General features: G+C 74.6%; 16 protein-coding genes and 1 pseudogene. 9 read left to right on the plus strand and 8 right to left on the minus strand.

What is annotated here, in order from left to right; translation table 11 throughout:
• Positions 1-13: 13 nt before the first annotated feature.
• Positions 14-1,240, minus strand: coding sequence for an RNA polymerase sigma factor (locus ACZ6Y7_RS18285; protein ID WP_465758913.1), 1,227 nt, complete (start codon positions 1,238-1,240; stop codon positions 14-16).
• The gene (locus ACZ6Y7_RS18290; RefSeq protein WP_465758914.1) at positions 1,237-1,608 is read right to left on the minus strand and encodes a YciI family protein; all 372 of its coding nucleotides are present in this window, start codon (positions 1,606-1,608) and stop codon (positions 1,237-1,239) included. The genes ACZ6Y7_RS18285 and ACZ6Y7_RS18290 overlap by 4 nt, the downstream gene beginning before the upstream one ends.
• Before the next feature lie 212 nt (positions 1,609-1,820).
• Between ACZ6Y7_RS18290 and ACZ6Y7_RS18295 the strand changes: the two genes are divergently transcribed.
• The 4 genes from ACZ6Y7_RS18295 (at position 1,821) to ACZ6Y7_RS18310 (ending at position 6,325) form a co-directional block, all read left to right on the plus strand.
• A complete protein-coding gene (locus ACZ6Y7_RS18295) occupies positions 1,821-3,353 on the plus strand; it encodes an MFS transporter (RefSeq protein WP_465758915.1) in 1,533 nt (510 codons plus the stop codon).
• A 302-nt stretch (positions 3,354-3,655) separates the two neighbouring features.
• Positions 3,656-4,561, plus strand: a complete 906-nt coding sequence (locus ACZ6Y7_RS18300; RefSeq protein ID WP_465758916.1) for a UTP--glucose-1-phosphate uridylyltransferase — start codon at positions 3,656-3,658, stop codon at positions 4,559-4,561.
• A gap of 188 nt (positions 4,562-4,749) precedes the next feature.
• On the plus strand, positions 4,750-5,475 hold the full coding sequence (locus tag ACZ6Y7_RS18305; RefSeq protein ID WP_465758917.1) for a DUF2625 family protein: 726 nt from the start codon (positions 4,750-4,752) through the stop codon (positions 5,473-5,475).
• Between the two features lie 145 nt (positions 5,476-5,620).
• Positions 5,621-6,325 (plus strand): hypothetical protein, encoded by a 705-nt coding sequence (locus tag ACZ6Y7_RS18310; protein ID WP_465758918.1) that lies wholly within the window; start codon positions 5,621-5,623, stop codon positions 6,323-6,325.
• A 22-nt stretch (positions 6,326-6,347) separates the two neighbouring features.
• Here ACZ6Y7_RS18310 and ACZ6Y7_RS18315 read toward each other — a convergent pair.
• From ACZ6Y7_RS18315 to ACZ6Y7_RS18330, 4 genes and pseudogenes are all read right to left on the minus strand, one after another.
• Positions 6,348-6,634 (minus strand): annotated as a pseudogene (locus ACZ6Y7_RS18315) (peptidase inhibitor family I36 protein).
• A gap of 532 nt (positions 6,635-7,166) precedes the next feature.
• Positions 7,167-8,315 carry a nucleotide disphospho-sugar-binding domain-containing protein gene (locus ACZ6Y7_RS18320; protein ID WP_465758919.1) on the minus strand — a complete coding sequence of 383 codons (1,149 nt, stop codon included), beginning with the start codon at positions 8,313-8,315 and terminating at the stop codon, positions 7,167-7,169.
• Between the two features lie 107 nt (positions 8,316-8,422).
• Entirely contained in the window at positions 8,423-9,838 is a 1,416-nt protein-coding gene (locus tag ACZ6Y7_RS18325; protein WP_465758920.1) for an ATP-grasp domain-containing protein, read from the minus strand.
• A gap of 139 nt (positions 9,839-9,977) precedes the next feature.
• Positions 9,978-11,987 (minus strand): PEP/pyruvate-binding domain-containing protein, encoded by a 2,010-nt coding sequence (locus ACZ6Y7_RS18330; RefSeq protein ID WP_465758921.1) that lies wholly within the window; start codon positions 11,985-11,987, stop codon positions 9,978-9,980.
• Between the two features lie 537 nt (positions 11,988-12,524).
• Between ACZ6Y7_RS18330 and ACZ6Y7_RS18335 the strand changes: the two genes are divergently transcribed.
• The 3 genes from ACZ6Y7_RS18335 (at position 12,525) to ACZ6Y7_RS18345 (ending at position 15,700) form a co-directional block, all read left to right on the plus strand.
• Positions 12,525-13,328: a glycerophosphodiester phosphodiesterase gene (locus tag ACZ6Y7_RS18335; protein WP_465758922.1), complete on the plus strand. Its 804-nt coding sequence runs from the start codon at positions 12,525-12,527 to the stop codon at positions 13,326-13,328.
• A 104-nt stretch (positions 13,329-13,432) separates the two neighbouring features.
• Positions 13,433-14,746 (plus strand): MFS transporter, encoded by a 1,314-nt coding sequence (locus ACZ6Y7_RS18340; RefSeq protein WP_465759122.1) that lies wholly within the window; start codon positions 13,433-13,435, stop codon positions 14,744-14,746.
• Positions 14,747-14,845: 99 nt separating this feature from the next.
• Positions 14,846-15,700: a DUF4253 domain-containing protein gene (locus tag ACZ6Y7_RS18345; RefSeq protein WP_465758923.1), complete on the plus strand. Its 855-nt coding sequence runs from the start codon at positions 14,846-14,848 to the stop codon at positions 15,698-15,700.
• 289 nt (positions 15,701-15,989) lie between these two features.
• Here the strand turns inward: ACZ6Y7_RS18345 and ACZ6Y7_RS18350 are convergent, their stop codons facing one another.
• A complete protein-coding gene (locus ACZ6Y7_RS18350; protein ID WP_465758924.1) occupies positions 15,990-17,006 on the minus strand; it encodes a helix-turn-helix domain-containing protein in 1,017 nt (338 codons plus the stop codon).
• A 268-nt stretch (positions 17,007-17,274) separates the two neighbouring features.
• On the opposite strand from ACZ6Y7_RS18350, the gene ACZ6Y7_RS18355 reads away from it, so the two are divergent.
• The gene (locus tag ACZ6Y7_RS18355) at positions 17,275-18,051 is read left to right on the plus strand and encodes a hypothetical protein (protein WP_465758925.1); all 777 of its coding nucleotides are present in this window, start codon (positions 17,275-17,277) and stop codon (positions 18,049-18,051) included.
• Between the two features lie 690 nt (positions 18,052-18,741).
• Here the strand turns inward: ACZ6Y7_RS18355 and ACZ6Y7_RS18360 are convergent.
• Positions 18,742-19,398, minus strand: coding sequence for a DJ-1/PfpI family protein (locus tag ACZ6Y7_RS18360; RefSeq protein WP_465758926.1), 657 nt, complete (start codon positions 19,396-19,398; stop codon positions 18,742-18,744).
• A gap of 248 nt (positions 19,399-19,646) precedes the next feature.
• On the opposite strand from ACZ6Y7_RS18360, the gene ACZ6Y7_RS18365 reads away from it, so the two are divergent.
• Complete coding sequence (locus ACZ6Y7_RS18365) at positions 19,647-21,737, plus strand: HelD family protein (protein WP_465758927.1); 2,091 nt, start codon at positions 19,647-19,649, stop codon at positions 21,735-21,737.
• Positions 21,738-21,780: the final 43 nt, after the last annotated feature.

A 21,780-nucleotide genomic window follows, 5' to 3' on the forward strand; every position in this document is an offset into this window, starting at 1 on the left:
CGGCACCCGTCCGTCAGAGCGGCCGCAGGCGGGCGGCGCGGGCCTCCAGGTAGCGCTGCTCGGCGAGGCTGGCGGTGGCGCGGGCGGCGCGGCGGTAGTGGTCGTGGGCGGCGGCCGGGTCGCCGTCCTTCTCCAGGAGGTGCGCCCGGACGGACAGCAGGCGGTGGTGCTCGGCCATGCGGGGGTCGGCGTCGAGGGTCGCGAGCAGGGCCAGGCCCGCCCGGGGGCCTTCGGCCTCGGCCAGGGCGACCGCCCGGTTGAGGGTGACCATCGGGTTGGGGGCGATCCGCTCCAGGATCAGGTAGAGGCCGTGCACCTGCCGCCAGTCGGTGTCGGCGGCGGTGGCCGCGTCGGCGTGGGTGGCGGCGATGGCGGCCTGGAGCCGGTACGGGCCGAGCTCCGGGCCCGCCAGCGCGGTCTTGACCAGCGCGGTGCCCTCGTCGATCAGGCGGCGGTCCCACGCCGTGCGGTCCTGCTCGTCCAACGGGACGAGGTCCCCGGTGGCCGTGGTGCGGGCGCTCCGACGGGCGTGCGTCAGCAGCATCAGGGCGAGCAGGCCGGCGACCTCGCCGTCCTCGGGCAGCTGGGCGTGGACCGTCCGGGTGAGCCGGATCGCCTCACGGGCCAGGTCCGGGCGGTGCAGCTCGCTGCCCGAGGAGGCCGTGTAGCCCTCGTTGAAGATCAGGTAGAGCACCTGCAGGACGACCCTGAGCCGCTCCTCGCGCTCGGCGCCCTCCGGTGCGGCGAAGGTGCTCCCGGCGGCCCGGATCCGCTGCTTGGCCCGGCTGATCCGGGCCGCCATGGTGGCCTCGGGCACCAGGAACGCGCGGGCGATCTCGGCCGTGGTCAGCCCGCCGACCGCCCGCAGGGTCAGGGCGGTCTGCGAGGCGGCGGTCAGGGCCGGGTGGCAGCACAGGAACAGCAGCAGGAGCGTGTCGTCGGTGTCCGGGACGGACTCCGGCACCACCTCGGCGGCCGCCGTCGCCGACTCCCGCTCGCGGCGCGCCCGGTCGCTGCGCACCTGGTCCACCAGCCGCCGGGAGGCGACCGTCACCAGCCACCCGCGCGGGTTGTCCGGCACCCCCTCGGACGGCCACTGCACGGCGGCGGCGAGGACGGCCTCCTGCACGGCGTCCTCGCACCCCTCGAACAGGCCGTACTTCCGTACCAACGTGCCGAGGACCTGCGGCGTGAGGCCACGCAGCAGGTCCTCGATGTCCGGTGCTGTCGGTGCTGTCATGCCTCCAAGTTTCCGTCGGAGAACATCACCTGCCGAACCTCGACGCCCAGACCCTCGATCCGGGTGTCCGGGATCCGGGCCGCCAGCTCGATCGCCCGCGCCTTGTCCTCGCAGTCGACCAGGTAGAAGCCGCCCAGGAACTCCTTCGCCTCCAGGAACGGACCGTCGGTCACCACCGGCTGCCCGTCGCGGACGGTCACCACGGCGGCCTGCGAGGGGTCGACCAGCGCCTGCGTCAGGATCAGCTCGCCGGACTCCTTCAGCTCCTCGATGAACGTGCCGTGGCCGGCGCCGATCGCCGCCTTCTCCTCGTCGGTCAGCGCGTCCAGGACGGCCGGGTTGATGTGCAGGCTGATCAGGAACTTCATCGTGCGTCTCCCTCGGATGTGCGGGCCCCGGCGGGGCCGCTTCGACCGGTGGTCGGAGCGGACGCCGCCGTCTTGACGTCCTCCGCCGGAAATCTCGCACGAAATCTCCGGGGCCGCTCCGGGGCGCGTCAAGAACGCCCGGTCCGCTCCGACCAGCCCCCGAACCGTCCGAGGACGACGTACGGAAAGTCACGGAAAGAGGAGTTCCCGAGATGCGACTCACCCGGGCCCGGCTGGGGCTGGCCCTCCTGATGCTGCCCACGCTGCTCGTGGCGATGGACACCACCGCGCTGCTGCTCGCCCTGCCCGAGCTGAGCGCCGACCTGGGCGCCACCGGCGTCCAGCAGCTGTGGATCAGCGACGCCTACGGGCTCGTGGTGGCCGGCCTGGTCATCACGATGGGGACGCTCGGCGACCGGATCGGCCGGCGTCGCCTGCTGCTGGGCGGAGCGGCGGCCTTCGCGGTGCTGTCGGCGGCGGCCGCCTTCGCGACCGGCCCGCTGATGCTGATCGTGGTCCGCGCGCTGCTCGGCGTCGCCGGTGCCACCCTCGCGCCGTCCACGCTCGCCCTGATCACCAACCTGTTCCGCGACGAACGGGAACGCGGCCGGGCCGTCGCCGTCTGGGCGACCTGCCAGTTCACCGGCGGCGCACTCGGCCCCGTCCTCGCCGGGTTCCTGCTGCAGCGCTTCTGGTGGGGATCGGTGTTCCTGGCCGCCGTGCCGGCGATGGTGCTGCTCGTGCTGGCCGGGCCCGCCGTGCTGCCGGAGTACCGCAGCGACCGGGCCGGCCGGCTGGACCCGGTGGGCGTCGCGCTGTCGCTGGGCGCGGTGCTGCCGCTGGTCCACGGTGTCAAGCGGCTCGCCGTCGAGGGCGCGGCCGTCGCCCCGGTGGTGCTCCTGGCGGCCGGTGCCGTGCTCGGCGTCCTCTTCGTACGGCGCCAGCTGCGGCAGGACGCGCCCCTGCTGGACCTGCGGCTGCTGGACCTGCGCCGGGCCGGCAACCGGCCGTTCGCGGCCGTGCTCGTCGCGCTGGTGCTGGCCGGGGTCGCCATGGCGGGCACCGGTCTGGAGGTGACCCAGTACCTGCAGGGCGTGCTCGGGCACTCGCCGTTCGCCTCGGCGGTGCTGTTCGCCCCGATGGGCCTGGGCGTCGCGCTCGGCACCATGACCGCGCCCGCCCTGACCGGCCGGCTGAAGCCCGCCACCGCGATCGCGGGCGGCCTGGCGGTCTCCGGGCTGGGCGCGCTACTGACCGCCCTCGCGGACGGCACCGGCGGCCCGGGAGGGCTGCCCGTGGTGATCGCCGGCATCACCGTGCTGGCCCTGGGCACCGGCCCGCTGTTCGCGCTCGGCACCGGGCTGGTGCTCGGCACCGTCCCGCCCGAGCGGGCCGGCTCGGCCGCCGCGATGTCCGAGACCGGCAACTACCTCGGCGGCTCGCTCGGCTTCGCCCTCCTCGGCACCCTCGCGGCCACCGTCTACCGCGACCACGCCCACGGCGGCCCGGACTCCCTGCCCGCCGCCCTCACCACCGCGGGCCGGCTGCCGGCGGACCGGGGCGCCGCGCTGCTGCAGGACGCCCGCGAGGCCTTCACCGCCGGGCTGCACACCACCGGGCTCGTGGCGGCCGTCCTCTTGGCCGGGGCGGCGGTCCTCGTCCTGGCCCTGCGCCCGGGCGCTCCGGCCGCGGCGCTCCCGGAGTCCGCTGACGCCGTCGGGGCCCGGATGCAGACGACCCGTTAGGAGCGGGGCACGCGGACGGCGCCGGTGCGGGGCCCGCCCGGTGCCGTCCGGGTGCCCCGGGGCCGGTGCCCCGGGACGGGTCCTCAGGGCGGGGCTCCGGTCAGGGCCTCGGGACGGGGCCTCGGGCGGGGCCTCGGGGCGGGGCCTCGGAGGGGGCCTCGGGGCGGGCGTCCGCAGCGCGTGCCGTGGCGCCAACTCCCCACCCCCGCACGCGAATAATCACACCACAACCCTTGGTAACGTGGCGTCACGACCGCGATCTGCACGATGCACCGCGCCACCGCCGAGACGAGAGAGGGCACATGGCCCCCAGGACGATCCGCCGAGCCGTCATCCCCGCCGCCGGGCTCGGCTCCCGCCTCCTGCCGCTGACCAAGGCCACGCCGAAGGAGATGCTGCCGGTCGGCGACAAGCCGGTGATCGAGCACACCGTGCGCGAGCTGATCGAGAGCGGCATCACCGACATCACCATCGTCGTCAACGGCGACAAGGGCCTGATCCAGGAGCACTTCCGGCCCAACCCCGTCCTCGTCGACCAACTGCGCCGGGACGGCAAGTCGGCGTTCGCGGACGCCGTCGAGGAGGTCGGGGAGCTGTCCCGCCGCGGCCACATCAGCTACCTCTACCAGCACGGCCCGTACGGCAACGGCACCCCGGTGCTCAACGCCGCCCGCCACTTCGGCGACGAGCCCTGCCTGGTGCTCTGGCCCGACGACGTCTTCGTGGCCGAGGTCCCCCGCGCGCAGCAGCTGATCCGGGCGTACGAGCAGACGAACGCGCCCGTCCTCGCACTGATGCCGATGGCCCCCGAGGACTCCTACCGCTACGGCGTGCCGGTGGTGAAGGAGGACCTCGGCGGCGGCTCCCTGCGCATCACCGGACTGGTCGAGAAGCCCAAGCCGGTCGACGCCCCCTCCGCGTACGCGGCCATCGGCGGCTACGTGATCACCCCCGGCATCGTCGACGAACTGCGCGAACTCACCCGCCGCTGGCACGAGAAGCCCGAGGACGAGGTCTACCTGACCGACGCCATCAACGCGTACGCCGCCCGCCGCGCCGTCTACGGCCAGGTCATCGCCGGCACCTGGTACGACACCGGCAACCCCGCCGCCTACCTCCGCGCCCAGTTCGCCGCCGCCCTCGCCAACCCCGACTACGGCCCCGAACTGCGCCGCCTGGCCGCCGCCCTCGCCCCGGCGGAGGGCTAGGCAGACCGCTGACACCGCCGACGGGCCGCCCACGCGCCACCGGCAGCGCACCGGTGGCGACGGGCGGCCCGCGCCGGAGGGGCCCTCCGCCGGGGGCGTGCCGGGCGTGACCCGCGTGCCGGGCGTGACCGGTTCGTCGGGCGTGACCCGGGTGCCGGGGCGGTCGTAGGAACTGCGATCATCCTGGGATGCGTGCGATCGACGAACTGGTCGGGGTGGACGATCCGGCGTGGCCGGAGGTGGCGGCGGCGCTGGCGGGGAGCCCGGTGGACGCCCGGGTGCTCGCCCCGGACCGGGTCGAGGGGCGCCGATGTCTGCTGCAGTTGCAGGTCACGGCGCGGTCGGTGCTCGGCGCGCTGGTGTGGAACACCGGCGGGCTCCTGCTGGACCACGGGTGGGTCCGGGTGTTCGGCGGCGGCTCGGCCGGGGAGGGCGGGCTGCCGAGCCTTGGGCAGGTGAACGGGTTCCCCGCCGCGTTCGACCCCGGGTGGCATCCGGCAGCCGGGCTGGTGGTCGGTCATGACGCCGTGGGCGGGGTGTTCGCGCTCAACGGCCATGACCCGGCCACCGCGGGCCGCCCGGGTGCGCCGGGGCAGATGACCTACTTCGCGCCGGACACGCTGGAGTGGGAGGAGCTGGCGATGGGCCACTCCGCGTGGGTCTCCTGGTTGCTCTCGGGCCGCCTGGAGACGTTCTACGACGGGCTGCGCTGGCCCGGCTGGCGGGCGGAGGCCGAGGCGCTGGCCCCGGCGCAGGGCATCACGGTGTACCCGTTCCTGTGGTCCGAGGAGGCGCGGGAGGACCCGGGCGGCACGACCCGGCGGGCCGTGCCGATGCGCGAAGTCCTCGGGGTCGCGGCCGAGTTCGCCGGGCGGTTCGGGCTGCCGGACCCCGGCTTCCTCGGCGCGGTGTAGCGCTGCCCGAGGCTGCCCCGACGCGTCAGCGGCCCCGCATCGGCGCGGTGGCGACACGGCGTCGGCGCGGCGGGCGGCGCACTCGCGGCATCGGATGGCGTAGTACTTCTCGCGCAGCCCTTGGGCGTTGAGAAGACTGGCCAGCGTGTCCTCCACCTCGATTGCCGGAACCTCCCACCACGAGCGGGTCCTTGTCGGCGCGTTGCGGGCGCGGGCGGCGCGCGGCGGCCTGACCGCCGAAGCCGTGGTCCTCGCGCAGGGACGCCTGCAGACGCCGTCCGCCTGGCCGGCCGGTATGCCCCGCCGCGGCAACGGCGGTGCCGGTTTCCCCAACGCCTGGCGGATCGCCCGGAGATCGGCCGCCCTGACGTACGTCGAGGGGTACGTGATCGAGGCGGACGGCACGGTGTCCCACCACGCCTGGTGCGCCGACGGAGAGGGCCGCGCCCTCGACCCGACCTGGCCCGACGGACGCGCCCGCGCCTACGCGGGCATCGGCATGGCGCTGGGCTGGGTCGCCGCCGTCCAGTGGCGCACCTGCACCCGGACCCGGTTCCCGGGTGTGCTGGACCCGGCGGTCCAGCACACCCGGGACGCCGACCGCGTCCTGACGTACGGGGTCCCGCTGGAGGCCCTGCTGCCGCTCGGCCGGGAGCTGCCGGAAGGGGCCCTGCAGCGGCCCCGGGAGGACCGCGGGTTCCGGGAGGACAGGGAGGACCGGGGCGCCCGGGAGGACCGCCGGCCCACGGAGGACCCGCGGTCCAAGGAGGCGCGTGAGCTCCGGGAGGACCCGGGGCCCGGGGAGGACCGTGATCTCCGCGCGGCCCCGGCCGCCCCTCTGGTGGTCTGAGGCCGCGCCGGTCCGGCCCCGGTCAGCCCTCCCCGCCCGGCGGGGTGCCGCAGCTCGGTCCGCCGGGGCCGTCGAACCGGACCGAGCTGAAGAAGTCCCGGTAGTCCGGGAAGAAGTTGCCCTTGCCGGTCGGCCCGGCGGAGGTGACGGTCGTGCAGCCGCCGTAGTCCGCCTCCGACCAGAGGTGGATGGCGGAGGACGTCCGGTTCCAGTCCGACTTCGCCCGGTCGTTCATGCCGAGCGGGGCGAGGTCGGGCGTGCTGCGGGTCAGCTTGATCATGTCCCGGTGCCGTCGAGGCCGGAGAACATGCAGTAGTAACCGGTGGGGCAGCGGTCGTATCCGTCGGCGGCGTGGGCCGGCAGGACGGGGGTCGAGGTCAGGACCGCCGCGGCGCCGGCCAGAGCGGTGAGGGTTCGCTTCGTGCGCGTCACGCCCTGCCCGACGAGCCTGCCCGCGCCCGGTCATCCTGCGGCCCCGACGGTGTGGGCGAGCGCTGCTGCCGCTCCGCCCGGGAGGGCCGGGGCCCTCCGCGCCAGTCGCGGCACTGCCGTTCGCCCTCGCGTTCGTCCTCGCGTTCGTCCTCGTCCCCCGCGTCCGGCCAGGGCGGCATCGGCGCCCGGGGGTGCTCACGTCGGCCCGGATCAGCGGCCCGCGCACGGCACCGTCGATCCGCTTGACGGTTCGAAGGCCGGCTGCTCCGGGTCAAGGCCGGGCTGCTCGGGGTCACGCTCGGTCGTGTCCGTGTCCCCCCCCCGGCAGCACGGACGGACTCCTGCCCGGGCAGCCTGGCCGGCGACGCCCCGACCGGAAGCGGCGGCACCGCGTCCGCCGTCCGCGGCCTCAGCCGGCGAGGCGCGTGAGCCGTTCCGCCACCTCGGCCGGGCTGGGCATGGCCGCGATCTCGGCGCGGACCTCGCGGGCCGCGGCGGTCAGCGCGGGGTCGGTGAGCAGCCGGTCCAGCAGCGCGGGGGCGATCTCCTCGGCCCGCGCGCTGAGGCCGGCGCCCCGGTCGCGGACCGCGTCGGCGTTGATGAAGCGGTCGGAGCCGTCGGGCAGGACGAGTTGCGGGATGCCGGCGTCCAGGGCGGCGAGCGCGGTGCCGCTGCCGCCGTGGTGGATCGCGGCGGTGCAGGTGTCCAGCAGGGCGCGCCACGGGACCCAGCCGTACGCGCGGACGTTGTCGGGCAGGGTGCCGAGCGTGCCGAGGTCGAGGTCCCCGGTGGCCAGGACGAAGTCGGCGTCGGTCTCGGCGGCGGCCGCGATCACCCGCTCGATCCTGGTCAGGCCGTCGGTCTTGGGCGGTACGGTGCCCAGCGTCACGGCCACGCGCGGGCGGTGGGTGGGCGCGGCCAGGGGGTCCGGGAGGGCGCCGTCGCCCTCGCCGTCGCGCTCGCCGTTGTAGGCGACGGGCCGCAGCGACCAGCCGTACGGTTCGGCGCCGGCCATGCTCGGCGGGGCGAGGTCGATGGTCGCGGCCGGTTCGGGCAGCCGGTCGGCTCCGTGGCGGGCGAAGGCCTCGGCCATCTCCGCGAGCATCAGCGCGCGCAGCCGGGGGGTGCGGACGAATCCGAGGTCGTGCTGGACGGCGGGTACGCCCAGGCTGGTCGCGGCGAGCAGGGCCACCGGGAACTGGTAGTCGTAGACCACCAGGTCCGGCCGCCACCGCTCGGCGAGTTCGACGGCCGCGTCGGCCACCAGGGTGTTGACGAGGGCGGCCAGCGGGACGAACGACTCCCGGTCGGCCGAGTTGGTCTCGATCACCCGTTGCAGCAGCTCGGGCCGGAGGGCGCGGCCGAGCGCCCGGATCTCCTTGCTCCAGTCCACCCCCGGGGCGATCGGGAGGTACGGCAGCCCGGACGCGGCGACCGGCTCGCCGCCGTCCATCGAGGCGACGGCGACCTCGTGGCCCAGCGAACGCATGGCTCTGGCCAGCGGGACGAGGGGGAAGAGGTGGCCGGCGCCGGGGACGCCGGCGAACAGTACGCGCATGGGGGGAACCTCGGTGAGTCATCGGGGGAAGCGGGGCGCCGCCACGCCCAGCGGGCTTCGGCGGACGGCGGATCGGCGGACGACGGATCGGCGGACGACGGGCGCGATCAGCCCGCGGCGCGCTCGGCAACGTGTCCGGCGGCGCGTTCGGCAGCGTGTCCGGCGGCGCGTTCGGCGGCCCGGTGCAGGGCGGCCTCCATGCCGTTCAGCACCGCGTTGCAGTCGCGCTGCAGCGTGTCGGCGTCGACGGCGCTCAGCAGGTAGACCCCGAGCCAGTTGCGCGAGCCCGCGTTGGGGTCGAAGGCGGGCACCGGACGGCCGGCGGGCATGGCGAAGGCGGGGACGGCCTCGATGCTGCTGCCCGGGGAGAGCAGGCTCTGCCAGTCCACGTCCTGCGGGTTCCAGACCGGGCGGGTGCGCCAGGGCACGCCGAAGGCGTCGGTCGGGACGACGGCCACCGAGGCGGCGGCCCGGGCCCCTTCGGTGAGCATGGCCTCGGGGTAGTCGACCTGCTCGCCGAGCAGCTGCCGGACCAGCATGCCGATCGGATCGAGCCCGAACACCTCCTGGACCTGCCGGGTGGTCAGCAGGCCGCCGAAGCGCGCCGCGGTCTCGATGACCACCAGCTCGCCGTCCTTCATCAGCTTGAGCTCGGTGTGGGTGCCGCAGTTCTCCAGCCCGAGCGCGTCGACGGCCTGGCGGGAGACCTCCTCGATCCGGCGCTGCAGCGGCACCGCCATGACGGAGGGCGAGGTGCTGGCCACCTCGACGAAGGACGGCACGGTCGGCAGCTTGGCGGTGATGGCCAGCGGACGGTAGACGCCGTCGGCGACGATCCCCTCCACGCTCACGTAGTCGCCGTAGCCGGGCTCCTGGTACCAGCCGTCGGTGGAGCCCTGGGCGATCTCCTCGACCAGCCGGTCCCGGTCGGTGTCCGGGGCGTAGAGCTCGTTCATGCCGACCTTGCTGCCGGCCTGGAGCCCGCGCTCGATCTCGCGCCAGGCCGGGGCCGCGTCGTCGGCGGAGTGCAGCACGATCTGGGCGACCGAGCCGGCGCCCCAGGCGGGCTTGAGCAGCAGCGGGGGCGTGAACTCGGCGAGCGCGGCGTCGAGGTCCGCGAGGCTGTCGACCCGGCGGAACCCGGGGATGGGCACCCCGGCGGCGGCCCACGCCTCGCGCATCAGTCGCTTGTCGCGCGCCCGGACGATCCCCTCGCCGGGGCCGGCCAGGCCGAGCCGGCGCGCGGCGTGCGCGACGGCCAGCACCGCGAACTCGGAGAGCGTGAGCACCGCGTCGGCCCCGATGCGCTCGGCGTACCGCACGATCAGCTCGACCAGCTCGTCACCGCGCGGCGCCTCGGGGACCAGCTCGATGCTGGTGCAGCTGGGCCGCCACTGCTCCTCGGCGGTGGTCGGCAGCGGGGCCAGCGCGAGGACGTGCAGCTCCCCGCAGGCGGCGATCCGCGGGAAGGCGTACTCCAGCGGGGCTCCGCCCTTGACGTAGACGTAGAGGATCCGTTTCACGGTGCTTTCTCCTGAAGGAAGTTCTGTGGGCCGGCGAGCGGGCCCGGCGGGGTGTGCGCAGGCCCGGCGGGGTGTGCGCAGGCCCGGCGTGGCACGAGCGGGCGCGCCGCGGTACGAGCGGGCCGGGCGCCGGCCGGGGTCAGCCGGCGGTGCGGAAGGGCCGCAGCTGCAGCAGGTCGATCCGGTCGCCCTCGATCGCCCACTCGATGTCGACCGGGGCCGCGTAGCTCTCGTCGGGCGAGAAGTGCGACTGCAGCAGTCGGCTGATCAGCGCCAGCCGGCCGACGAGGTCCTTGGTCGCGGCGTCCAGGTCGGCGGTGGCGGTGCCCAGCGAGACGGTGCGGCTGCCGCCCTCCATGGTGTTGCACAGGTACTGCAGCGGGGCGCCTTCGCCGGTGACCACCTCGGTCACCGAGCGCGGCGAGATGTTGAGGTAGACGTCGCGGAAGTCCTGCGGGCTCAGCGGGTTGCAGGTGACCAGGACCCCGCCGACGGCCGAGCCGACCTGCTCCTGGACCACCACGCCCATCCGGCAGTGGTCCAGCGGGATGCCCGCCTGGTGCCGCAGCCGTACGGCGCGCGGCGACAGCAGCGAGGCCCAGACCTCCCGGACCGCGTCCAGGACGGCCGGCGTGCCGCTGACGTGCGCCACCGACTCGTAGAGCCCGGCGGCGGAGAAGCCGGACAGGTCCTCGGCGTTGGAGGAACTGCGGACGACCAGCACGAGCGCGCCGTACAGGTGGCGGTCGAGCGCCCGGTCGAGTTCGGTGCGGATCGGCTCGGGCACCGGGGTGGTGCGGATCAGCCGCTGCGCTGCGCGGCACAGGCCGTCGACGTCCGGAGTCCCGTCCCGCAGCGCGGAGTCGAGGCGCCCGACCGCGGCGCGGAGTTCGGCGGAGGAGTCGAGGAAGCGCTGCTGGAGGGAGAACGGCAGGACGATCCCGCGCGGCACCCGGGCGTGCTCCTTCACCAGGCGCTGCGCGGCGCCGGTGAGTTCGGTGTCGTCCGCGTCCTCGGGGAGGCCGAGCTGTCGGGCGAGGTAGCGCAGCAGGTTCTCCCGGGGCGGCCGCGGGACGCGGTAGAAGCCGAGCCAGCGCGGCGAGCCGTGCTGCAGCAGGTGGGTGAGCTCGCCGAGGTTGGCCGCCTTGGTGCCGAACCGGACGTGGTCGCCGGCGCGCAGTTCGGTCAGCGGGGTGACGGGGGTGGGGGCGAGGTCGGGCCGGTCCACGGTGACGCGTTCGGCCGGCGGGGGCGCCGTAGGCCGGGCGTCGGCGCTCGGCGGCGGCGCGGCGTCGAGGTGGAGCTCGGTGCCGTCGGTGTCGACCCGGTAGCGGACCCACTGCCCGGCCAGACCGTCCCGTTCGATCCGCTCGACGGCTCCGATCCCGACCGCGTTGGGGATCCGCCACCCGGCGGCCATCACGTTGATGTGGGAGAGCGGGGTGGTGTGCTCGGTGTGGATGATGCCGGACACCCGGGGCACGTCCTCCGGCACCCGGGGCATCACCACGATGTCGTGCCACTCCAGCGGTTCGGGGGCCGCCCGGTACTCCTCCTCCGAGCGGAACACCCGCAGCCGGCCGTGCGCCTCGCCGGGGTTCAGCGGCACGAACGCGGCCGTGGAGTAGAGCTCGTGGGACAGGACGCGCGGGATCTCGCTCTCCGGGATCGCCGCGACGTACTCCTCCTGGCGGTGGTTGGCCGGCTTGAGGAGCAGCGGCAGCGCGGGGTCGACGTGCGCGCGCACCCGGTGGTAGAAGGCGAGCAGCATGTCCTGGGACATGGTGTCGACGTCGACGGTCTCCAGCGACAGGAAGGTGTCGCCGGTACCGCCGCGGGTGTGCAGGGCGAGGGTGCCGAGGAGGAAGCGGCGATCGGGATTCCGGTAGACGTCGTCATTGAACGCATCGAGGCCGCGGGCGAGTTCGTCGATCGACATGCCGAGGATCTCGCCCGCGATGTAACGGACGTGCAGGATGCCGTCCGCGCTGTCGATGAAGTGGAGCACCGACTCGGCACGGTCGAGCACGATCTTCACGTACGGGTATCCGCCGACGCTGCCGGCCAGCCGGGAGAACTCGCGGGTGGAGAGCTTTTCGCCGGGGAGGCGGGGCCGCGTGGTCGCTTCGTTGCGATCCGAACGGGTCATGCGCACAGTTCAGCCATTCGTCATCGTGGACACGATCGGTGTGCACCAGGTCAGAAGGTGGTACGGCTACGACACACACCCTGCCATCACATCCGAACATCTGACGAATAATCAAGTGACATCAGGCCAGTGTGGATTGTTTCGGCCATAAACAGGAGCGCCGAGGAACGAAAAACGCACGTCGAGCTGTGGCAAAGGTCACAGAAAAGTGGTGCCCGATCGATCGGTCGCCGGAAATACTCCTGAAATGTTGATTCCTGCACGACTTTTGACGCGAAGAAGCGGAATCGGCACATCTCGGATCGATGTCATGTCCACGAACCGGACACTCGCATCAGGCCCCGCCGGCGACGCGGGTCACACGGACCACGCGGGCCACTCGGGCCGCCGCAGCTCCCCCGCCCGCCCCCGATCCCGCGCCGGCCTCATTACTGCTTGACACAGTGCGTCATACTGTAACGCGCGCGCCCGGACGCGGTCCCGGACGGCGGCGGAGCGGGCGGCGCGGCCTCCCCTCCCAGCAGCTCGGAGCACCCCATGCACGTCTTCCTCGACCACCCGGGGCCGCTGGCCTTCGCGCACCGCGGCGGCGACCTCGGGCACCCCGAGAACTCGCTGGCGGCCTTCGAGGCCGCCGTCGCCCTCGGGTACCGCTACCTGGAGACGGACGTGCACGCCACCGCCGACGGCGTGCTGGTGGCCTTCCACGACGCGCGCCTCGACCGGGTCACCGACCGCACCGGCGCCGTCGCGGAGCTGCCCTGGGAGGCCGTCCGGCAGGCCCGGATCGGGGGCACCGAGCCGGTGCCCCTGCTGGAGGACCTGCTCGGCGCGTTCCCCGGGGCCCGCTTCAATATCGACGTCAAGGCGGCGCCGGCCGTCGGCCCGCTGGTCGAGGCGATCCGCCGGACCGACGCCTGGGACCGGGTCTGCGTCGGCGGCTTCTCCGACAGCCGGCTGGCCGCCGTCCGGGCCGCCGCCGGGCCGCGGCTGGCCACCTCGCTCGGCCCGCGCGAGGTGGCCCGGCTGCGGCTGCGCTCGCTGGCCGGGCCGCTGCTGCCGGGGCGCGGGGCGCCGTTCGCCGGGGTGTGCGCGCAGGTGCCGGAGCGGCACCGGGGCGTGCGGGTGGTCGACCGGGCCTTCGTCCGGGCCGCCCACCGCCTCGGCCTGCAGGTCCACGTCTGGACTGTGGACGATCCCACACGGATCAGGGCTCTCCTCGACCTCGGTGTGGATGGCATCATGGCCGATCGCATCGACGTCCTGCGGGACGTCCTCGGCGAGCGCGGCTGCTGGACGGACGGCAGTACCGGCTCCAGCACGGTGATGGGGACCCCATGAGCACCACGAACTCCGCGACGCAGCGGCCGGACGATCCGCCGGCCGACCCGGCGGCCGCACCGGCGACCGACCCGGCCGCCGCCGACCGCCTGGCCCTGCGCCGGATGCAGTTCGGCTGGTACGTCAACGACTGGGCCAACGCCGCCTTCTCGGCCACCGTCCTCACGGTCTTCCTCGGCCCCTACCTGACCACGGTGGCCAAGAACGCCGCCGACGCGTCCGGCGACGTGCACCCGCTCGGCCTGTCGATCCGCGCCGGATCGTTCTTCCCGTACACCGTCTCCTTCTCCGTGCTGCTCTCGGTCGCGGTGATGCTGCTGACCGGCACCGTCGCGGACCGCACCGGGCGGCACAAGGAGCTGATGTGCGGCTTCGCGTACGTCGGCGCGCTCGCCACGACGGGGATGTTCTTCCTCGACGGCGACCGCTACCTGCTCGGCGGCGCCCTGCTGGTGGTCGCCAACATCGCGTACGCGGTGTCGGTCGCGCTGTCCTACGCCTACCTCCCCGGCCTGGCCGCCCCCGACGAGCGCGACGCGGTCTCCTCCAAGGGCTGGGCCTACGGCTACGCCGGCGGCGGACTGCTGCTGATCGCCAACCTGGCGCTGTTCGAGGGCCACGACGCGCTCGGCCTGTCCTCCGGGACGGCCGTCCGGATCTGCCTGGCCTCCGCCGGGCTGTGGTGGGCGCTGTTCACCCTCGTCCCGCTGCTGCGGCTGCCCTCCCGGGCCGGGATCGCCCCCGCGCGGACCGCCGCCCCCACCGACCGGCCCGCCGCCGGCAGCCTGCGCGAACTCGGCCGGACCCTCAAGGGCATGCGCAAGCACCCGCTCACGCTCCTCTACCTGGCCGCCTTCCTCTGCTACAACGACGGCATCCAGACCGTCGTCTCCCAGGCCTCGCTCTACGGCAGCGAGGAACTCGGCATGGAGCAGACCTCGCTGGTCACCGCCGTGCTCCTGGTCCAGGTGGTGGCGATCGGCGGCGCGCTGCTGCTCGGCCGGATCGCCCGGCGGTACGGCGCCAAGCGGACCATCCTCGGCTCCCTGGTCGGCTGGGTGATCACCCTCGCCCTCGGGTACGTCATGCCCGCCCACCAGCCGATCTGGTTCTACGTGCTGGCCTGCATGATCGGCCTGGTGCTCGGCGGCAGCCAGGCGCTCTCCCGCTCGCTGTTCTCCCACCTCATCCCGGCGGGCCGGGAGGCCGAGTACTTCAGCGTCTACAAGGTCAGCGACCGCGGCACCAGCTGGATGGGCCCGCTGGTGTTCGGCCTCGCCTACCAGATCACCGGCAGCTACCGCTCGGCGATCATCTCGCTGCTGGTGTTCTTCGTGATCGGCTTCGCGGTGCTCGTGAAGGTCCCGGTCCGCCGCGCCATCGAGGCGGTCGGCAACCCGGTGCCCGAGCGGCTCTGACGGACCGGCCGGGACCGGCAGACCGGCGAGCCCGCCGGTCTGCCGGTCCCGGCCGGCCTCCGTGCGGGTCGTGTCCGACCCCGCCGCTACCGTGAGCGCATGATCGATCGTGCGCCGCTGCCGGCCGAACTCCGCCCGTTGTTCCCCGAAGGGGCCGCCAAGCGGTCCTCGTTGTCCGTCCCGCTGCCGCCGGGCCGACTGATCGTCCCCGCCGGCAGCGGGGACGGCGGCACCCCGGTGATGTGGCTGAGCGACGGCCCGGCACCCGTCGGCCTGTGGGAGCAGCTGCAGCGGGAGCACGAGCGCTCCGGCCTCTGGCCGCTGCTGCTGACCCGCCGGGCCGGCGATCCGGAGTTCCGGCCCTGGGCCACCGGCGACCTCCATCCGGACCGGGCGTCCTCGCCCGACTCCCACGATCCGGCTGCCCTGCTGAGCCGCTGGTGGAACCCGCCGGCCGTGGCCCACCCGGACGACCCCGAGGAGGCCGAGCGGCACCACCGGATACTGGAGCCGTACGGCGCCGACTGGCCCGGCCTGGCACCCGCGGCGTGCGCGGCGGCGGCCGGCGACCCGGACGCGGCCGCCGCCGAGGTGGCGCGCTGGCTGCTGCGCCACGACGCCGACCTGCGGATCGGACTCGTCCGGGCGGGCACCGGGGCCGAGGCCCTGGCCGTCTGCGGGTGGACGGCGGGCGGCGGCCACGACCCCGGTGAGCTCGCCGCCGTCGTCCGGAGCTGGGAGCGGCGGTTCCGTGCCCGGGTCGTCGAAGTCGGCCCCGCCGGTCTGCGGTTGAGCGCCGCGGTTCGGCTGGACGCCGACGATCTGGAGACGGCGCTGCCGATCGCCGCCGAGCACGTCGCGTTCTGTCCCGACAACGTCCTCGCCACCGAGAGCCTGATCGACTACGCGCAGGAGGTCCTGCTGGAGGACTGCTGGTCGTTCTGGTGGAGCTGACGGTCGCGGGCGGGTGCCGGCCACGGCGAGCCGGGTCGGGCACGGGCCGGCCCCTCCCCCGCCCGACGGACGGCGGCAGCCGGTGCTCGACGACGGCCGCTCGGAGCCCGGGACGCGCTCGCCCCGGGCTCCGAGCGGCCGGCCGCGCCGGTGTGGCTCAGGGGGACGCCGCTGACGCGTGTCCCCGAGGCGAGCGGTGCGGGCGACGGCCCGGAACGCGCTCCCGCCGCCCGCCCGATCGGCGTCCGCGCGCCTGCCGCCCGAACCGGCCGCCGTCCGTACCGCTGCGCTACCGAGCGGCTGTTGACGGATCGTCCGGGGTGTCCGCCGTGGGCTCGGCGCCGGTCCAGCCCTGGTTGGCGTCGACGGTGCTGAGGGGCGCGACGGAGGTGGGCCCGGCGGTGCCGAAGGCGGCGCAGACCGGGTCGGCGGTGTCGACGGTGACCAGGGGGTCGCGGAGGCTGGTGTCGAGTTTGGTGTAGAGGAGCAGGGTGCCGCCGGTGGTCTGGGCCGGGGTGCCCGGTTGGACCGTCACCGGGTGCTGCCAGCGCCAGGCGCCCCAGGTGAGGGTGACGGCGGTGTCGGCGGGCTTGCCGTCCGGGCGGGCGAGCAGCGCGTAGACCTGGCCCTGGTAGGCGTGGTCGTACTGGTAGACCCAGTGCGTGCGGGCGTCGCAGCCGGAGCCGCCGGCCGGCCAGGGCGGGGGGACGGGCGCCGGGACGACCACGACGGTCGGCATCGCCCGGGACGGCGTGGGCTGCGGACCGGTCGCGGATCCGGCTCCACCGCGCGGGAGTTGGAGACCGGTCAGCAGGCCGGCGGTCAGGCCGACGAGGAGCGCGGCGGCCGCGGTGGCGGGGCGGGAGGACCACCAGCGGTGGGCGGCTCGCGGTGTGGTGCCGGGCGGTGCGGCGGCGCGCCGAGCGGCGTCGGACCTAACGGCGGCGGCCAGTGCGGCGGCCGTGGCCGAGCCGGGCCCCGCGGAACCGTACGGCTTCGCCGTGGAGGCCGGGTCGTCGGGCGGCGTCGCCGGCTCCCCGAGGGCGTCGCGGGCCCGCTCCCAGTGTTCGCGCCACGGCCCGGGGTCGGTCTCGCCACAGGCCTCCAGGAAGGCTTCGACCGTCGCCCAGGTCGGCAGGTCCACGCCGCCCGCGGCCTCCGAGAGGACCGTCGTCGAGCGGTGCACCCTGCGGCTCATCGCGGCGAAGGTCGGGGTCCCGGCCCGTTCGCGCAGGGCGCGCAGCCGGAGGGCGAACTCGGCCGCCGGCCCCGCCTCCGGGTCCAGGCTCCGTTGTCTGCGGCCCACCCGCACCCTCCCCGTGCTGCGGCGACGCGTCCGCTTCGCGCCGGATTCGCGTCGACGTCCTGTCGATTGATTGTCCGCACGAGATTGTCCGCACAGGATCGGCTGGTGACCAGGGGTTGATCGTTTTCCGTAATTGTTTGTCCGAGTCCCGACGGTGTTGGCCCCGACCGACCGGCCCGCCACTGTGGTGGGCGCACCGGGACCGCCGGATTCACAGGCGCACCACCGGTCCCGTCCGGGAACCGTCCACCCCCCTCCGGGAGACCGCATGAAACCCATCACACACTGGCTCGGACGCGTCGTCGCCGTGCTCGCCGTCCTCGCGGGCGGCCTCGTGACCTTCGCCGCTCCCGCCTCGGCCGCCACGGTCTGCGGCAACTCGCCCCTCCCGCCCGGCCAGGTGATCGTCTCCGAGCGCTCCAGCAACAGCTGCGGCGGCTACCTGGAGCTGACCGTCCAGCCGCCCTTCAACGGCATCAACGTCTGCGGCGACTCCCCGATCCCGGCCGGCTACGTCATCACCTCCGAGTACACCGGCCCCGGCTGCGGCGGACACCTCATCGCCGTGATCAACACCGCCGGCCCGAGGATCGGCATCTGCATGGACTCGCCCATCCCGCCGGGGTACGTGATCATCGCCGAGCAGCAGACCAACAGTTGCGGCGGACACCTCGGGGGCACCATCACCAACCAGCTCTTCAACGGCATCGGCATCTGCATGGACTCGCCGATCCCGGCGGGCTGGGTCATCACCGCCGAACAGCAGACCAACGGCTGTGGCGGACACCTCGGGGGCACCATCACCAACCAGCTCTTCAACGGCATCGGCATCTGCATGGACTCGTCCATCCCGGCGGGCTGGGTCATCACCGCCGAACAGCAGACCAACGGCTGCGGCGGACACCTCGGCGGCACCATCACCAACCAGCTCTTCAACGGCATCAACGTGTGCGCCAACTCGACGGTCCCGGCCGGGTGGTGGGTCTCCTCGGTGTTCACCACCAACGGCTGTGGCGGCTACCAGGGCGAGACCCTGCAGCACTGACCCCGGCCCACGCCGACGCCGACGGCGCTGCCGGCGCCGAGGGCGCCGAGGGCGCCGAGGGCGCCGAGGGCGCCGAGGGCGTCGCGTCGCCCCGAACCCCCGGCCCCGGTCGCCCGCACCCCCGCAGGGCGGCCGGGGCCGGGTCGCGCCCAGGACCACCCTGCCGATCGGCAGGTCCCGAGGGCCGATGAGCTCCGGAAATGTGCCGATCGGCAGGCGCCGGAGGCTGCGGCGGGGTGCAAGGCTGAGGGACATCGAGGGCCGCCACCGGGTGGCCCGGAAGGAGGTCCGCTCATGACCGTCGTGCCCGGAACCGAAGCCACCGCCGTACCCCGCACCGCGTCCTCGCCCGCTCGGTGCCGGGCTCAGGCCACCGGGCCGTCCCAGGGCCACCCGCCGGCCGGGCGGCGCGAGCGGCCCCGGCGGCCCTGGAGGGCGGTGCGGCCGGTGCACCGCAGCAGCGTGTCGGCGTGGCCGCGGCCGGTCGGCCCCTCCGGGAACAGCGGGCCGGGGCCGGGCCCGCGAGGTGCTCGGGCGGCTGCCGACCGAGCGCGAGAGCGCGGGCCGAGTCCCGCCCGTGGACATCGGGCGGTGGACATCCCGATGGGCCGTCAGGCAGGGGCCCGCCAGGGCACATCCCTGTCGGGGAGGGTCCCTGTCAGGGCAGGTCCCCGTCAGGGAGGGTCCCCGTCAGGGCAGGGCAGCCACCGGCGGCGTGATCTCCGGCGAGCCGACCGTGGGCAGGGCCGCGGCGGCGCCCCGGTGCACGGCCCGCAGGGCGCGCTCGACGGTCGCCCGGTTCTCGCCGACCGGAGCGACGTAGTCGAGGACGTCGCGCGCGGCGGCCTCCCCGAGCGTACGGGTGATCACCCAGGTGGCGAGGTACTGGGAGGCGAGGCAACCGCCCGCCGTGGCGATGTTCCCCTCGCTGTGGAACGGCGCGTCCGACACGGTGACGCCGCACGCTTCGACGTAGGGCCGGGTCGTGCGGTCCGTGCAGGCCGGCATGCCCGCCAGCAGCCCGAGCCGGGCCAGCACCAGGGCGCCGGAGCACTGGGCGCCGATCAGCTGCCGCGCGGGGTCGAGCACCAGCCGCGAGACCAGCCCGTCGTCGGCGACCACGTCACGGGTCTTCACCCCGCTGCCGATCAGCACGACGTCGGCGTCGGCCACGAACTCCATCGGACGCTGCCCCGTCACCTCGACCCCGTTCATCGAGGTCACCACCGGGGTCGGGGTCGTGATGAAGGCCTCCAAGCCGTCCGCACGACAGCGGTTGATCACGGCGGAGGCGATGAAGCTGTCGAGTTCGTTGAACCCGTCGAAGGTGACCACCGCTACCTGCATCCGTACTCCTCACCTCAAGGACACCCCGGTCCCCGGGGGCCGCGAATACGCTCGGAATTCCACCGGAATTCCCCGTCACGGGGCGCGGAACCAGGGAGGAATTCCCTGGCACGGTCCGCTTTCGGGTCGACCCGCTGACCATCCGACCCCTGGCCTGGCCGAAGGACACAGCCGGTCCGCACACGTCAATATGTACTTCCCCGGATTCCCCCTGCATAGTGTCGGGTCGAACCGAGAGGGGCTTTTCCTTGTCGCAGATCCATGGCAGCGCCACACTCCAGGTGGAGCTGGAGCGGGCGCAGGTGTCCGTCATAGGCGAGGTGTTCGACGAGCGGCTCGCGGGAGCGCGGGCGCAGCTGGCACGGGTGCTCGCGTCGCGGGCGGGCAGTGCGGGCGAGGTGTACGAGCGGGAGGTGGCGGCCGGGCGGCTGGCGGGTGAGGTGCGCCGGCTGGAGGGCGCCGAGGGCGGCTTGGTCTTCGGCCGGATCGACCGGGCGGACGGGACGGTCCTGCGGATCGGGCGGTTGGGCCTGCAGCGGGAGGGGGACGAGCTGCCGGTGCTGGTGGACTGGCGGGCCGAGGCGGCGCGGCCGTTCTACGAGGCGACGCCGGTGCACCCCCTGGGGTTGCGGCGCCGCCGCCATCTGAGCCTGACCGGCCGCACGGTGACCGGGGTGAGCGACGAGCTGCTGGACGGCTCCGCGCCCACCGCCGAGGACGTCATCGGCGACGGCCCGCTCTCGGCGGCGCTCCAGCAGCGGCGCACCGGCCGGATGGGGTCGGCGGTGGCGACGCTCCAGACCGAGCAGGACGCGATCGTCCGTTCCCCGCACCGCGGGGTGACGGTGGTGCAGGGCGGCCCGGGCACCGGAAAGACGGTGGTGGCGCTGCACCGCGCCGCGTACGTGCTGTACGCGTTCCCGAAGGCGGCCGAGCGCGGTGTGCTGGTGCTCGGTCCGAACGCGCGGTTCCTCGACTACATCTCCCAGGTCCTGCCCTCGCTCGGCGAGAACGACGTCGTCCTGGCGACCTGCGGGGAGCTGGCCGGTGTCGTTCCCGGTGCCGTGGCCGGGTCCGAAGCCGCGCGACTGAAGGGGAGGGCCGAATTCGCCGATGCGTTGGCCGAGTTCGTCCGCTCGTGGCAGGCCCCGCGCGGAGACTTCACCGTCCGGGTCGGGAAGGAGTGGATCCGGCTGGCGGAGGGGGAGGTCGCCGCCGCGCGCCGGACGGCGCAGACCAGCGGCCTGGCCCACAACCGGGCTCGCGAGCGGTTCCGGGAGCACCTGGTCGACGCCCTCACCAGCGCGCTGGCCCGGGGCACCGTCGAGGCGCTGGAGCGGATCGACGCCGAGGTCGAGCGGCAAACCGGGATCGACCTCGACCGGATGGCGGCACGGGACCTGCACGCCATGGGCTTCGACGACACGCCCTCCTCGGGTGCGGAGGAGTTCGACGCCGACGCCGTCCGCACCGCCCTCCTCGACGACCCCCACCTCGACCGGGCCGTCGAGGAGCTCTGGCCACGCCTCGAACCCGCCGAACTCGTCGGCACCCTGCTGTCCGACCCCGTCGCCCTGGGCACCCACCTGCCCGGGCTCGCCGACGAGGAATGGGCCCTGGTGCTGCGCACGCCCGGCGCGCCCTGGACCGACGCCGACGTACCCCTCCTCGACGAGGCGGCGAGTCTGATCGACGGACCGCCCGAACAGGACTTCGGGCACGTGGTCGTCGACGAGGCGCAGGAGTTGACCGCCATGCAGTGGCGGATGGTCCTGCGCCGGTGCCCGGGCCGGTCGATGACCCTCGTCGGCGACTTCGCCCAGGCGGGTCCGGCCACCGCCGCCCGCGGCTGGAACGAGGCCCTCGATCCGCACCTCGACCGGCGCTTCGACCTGCGGACGCTGACCGTCAGCTACCGGACCACGCGGGAAATCCTGGCCACCACCGCGGAGTTGCTCCGGCGGATCGCCCCCGAGCAGCCGCCGATCAGCTCCATCCGGCACGGCGAGGAGCCCCGCACCGTCACGCTGGCCCCGGAGGGGCTCACCGCGGGCCTCCTCCGCGAACTGCGGGCCCGAAGCGCCGCGCATCCGGGCGAGTTGCTCGGGGTGGTCTGCGCGGACGACCGGGTCGAGGAGCTGACCGCCGCGGGTGTCGAGCGGTACGCCCGGCTGGTCCCGGCCTCCGAGGCGCGCGGCCTGGAGTTCGACGAGGCCGTCGTGGTCGACCCGGACGGCATCGTCGCCGCCCGTCCCGCCGGCGAACGCGACCTGTACGTCGCCCTCACCCGGGCCACCAAGCGGCTCCGCACGATCACCGTCGGGCCGACCGCCGCGTAGGACCGGCGGGAGGGGCGGCGCGTAGGACCAGAGGCAGGGGTCG

The sequence above is a fragment of the Kitasatospora sp. NPDC053308 genome, from assembly GCF_055585785.1.

What these genes read in the sequence shown, in the direction of transcription:
- ACZ6Y7_RS18285 (WP_465758913.1), bottom strand. Translation starts at nt 1,240, where the DNA reads ATGACAGCACCGACAGCACCGGACATCGAGGACCTGCTGCGTGGCCTC.
- ACZ6Y7_RS18290 (WP_465758914.1), bottom strand. Translation starts at nt 1,608, where the DNA reads ATGAAGTTCCTGATCAGCCTGCACATCAACCCGGCCGTCCTGGACGCG.
- ACZ6Y7_RS18295 (WP_465758915.1), top strand. Translation starts at nt 1,821, where the DNA reads ATGCGACTCACCCGGGCCCGGCTGGGGCTGGCCCTCCTGATGCTGCCC.
- ACZ6Y7_RS18300 (WP_465758916.1), top strand. Translation starts at nt 3,656, where the DNA reads ATGGCCCCCAGGACGATCCGCCGAGCCGTCATCCCCGCCGCCGGGCTC.
- ACZ6Y7_RS18305 (WP_465758917.1), top strand. Translation starts at nt 4,750, where the DNA reads ATGCGTGCGATCGACGAACTGGTCGGGGTGGACGATCCGGCGTGGCCG.
- ACZ6Y7_RS18320 (WP_465758919.1), bottom strand. Translation starts at nt 8,315, where the DNA reads ATGCGCGTACTGTTCGCCGGCGTCCCCGGCGCCGGCCACCTCTTCCCC.
- ACZ6Y7_RS18330 (WP_465758921.1), bottom strand. Translation starts at nt 11,987, where the DNA reads ATGACCCGTTCGGATCGCAACGAAGCGACCACGCGGCCCCGCCTCCCC.
- ACZ6Y7_RS18335 (WP_465758922.1), top strand. Translation starts at nt 12,525, where the DNA reads ATGCACGTCTTCCTCGACCACCCGGGGCCGCTGGCCTTCGCGCACCGC.
- ACZ6Y7_RS18340 (WP_465759122.1), top strand. Translation starts at nt 13,433, where the DNA reads ATGCAGTTCGGCTGGTACGTCAACGACTGGGCCAACGCCGCCTTCTCG.
- ACZ6Y7_RS18345 (WP_465758923.1), top strand. Translation starts at nt 14,846, where the DNA reads ATGATCGATCGTGCGCCGCTGCCGGCCGAACTCCGCCCGTTGTTCCCC.
- ACZ6Y7_RS18355 (WP_465758925.1), top strand. Translation starts at nt 17,275, where the DNA reads ATGAAACCCATCACACACTGGCTCGGACGCGTCGTCGCCGTGCTCGCC.
- ACZ6Y7_RS18360 (WP_465758926.1), bottom strand. Translation starts at nt 19,398, where the DNA reads ATGCAGGTAGCGGTGGTCACCTTCGACGGGTTCAACGAACTCGACAGC.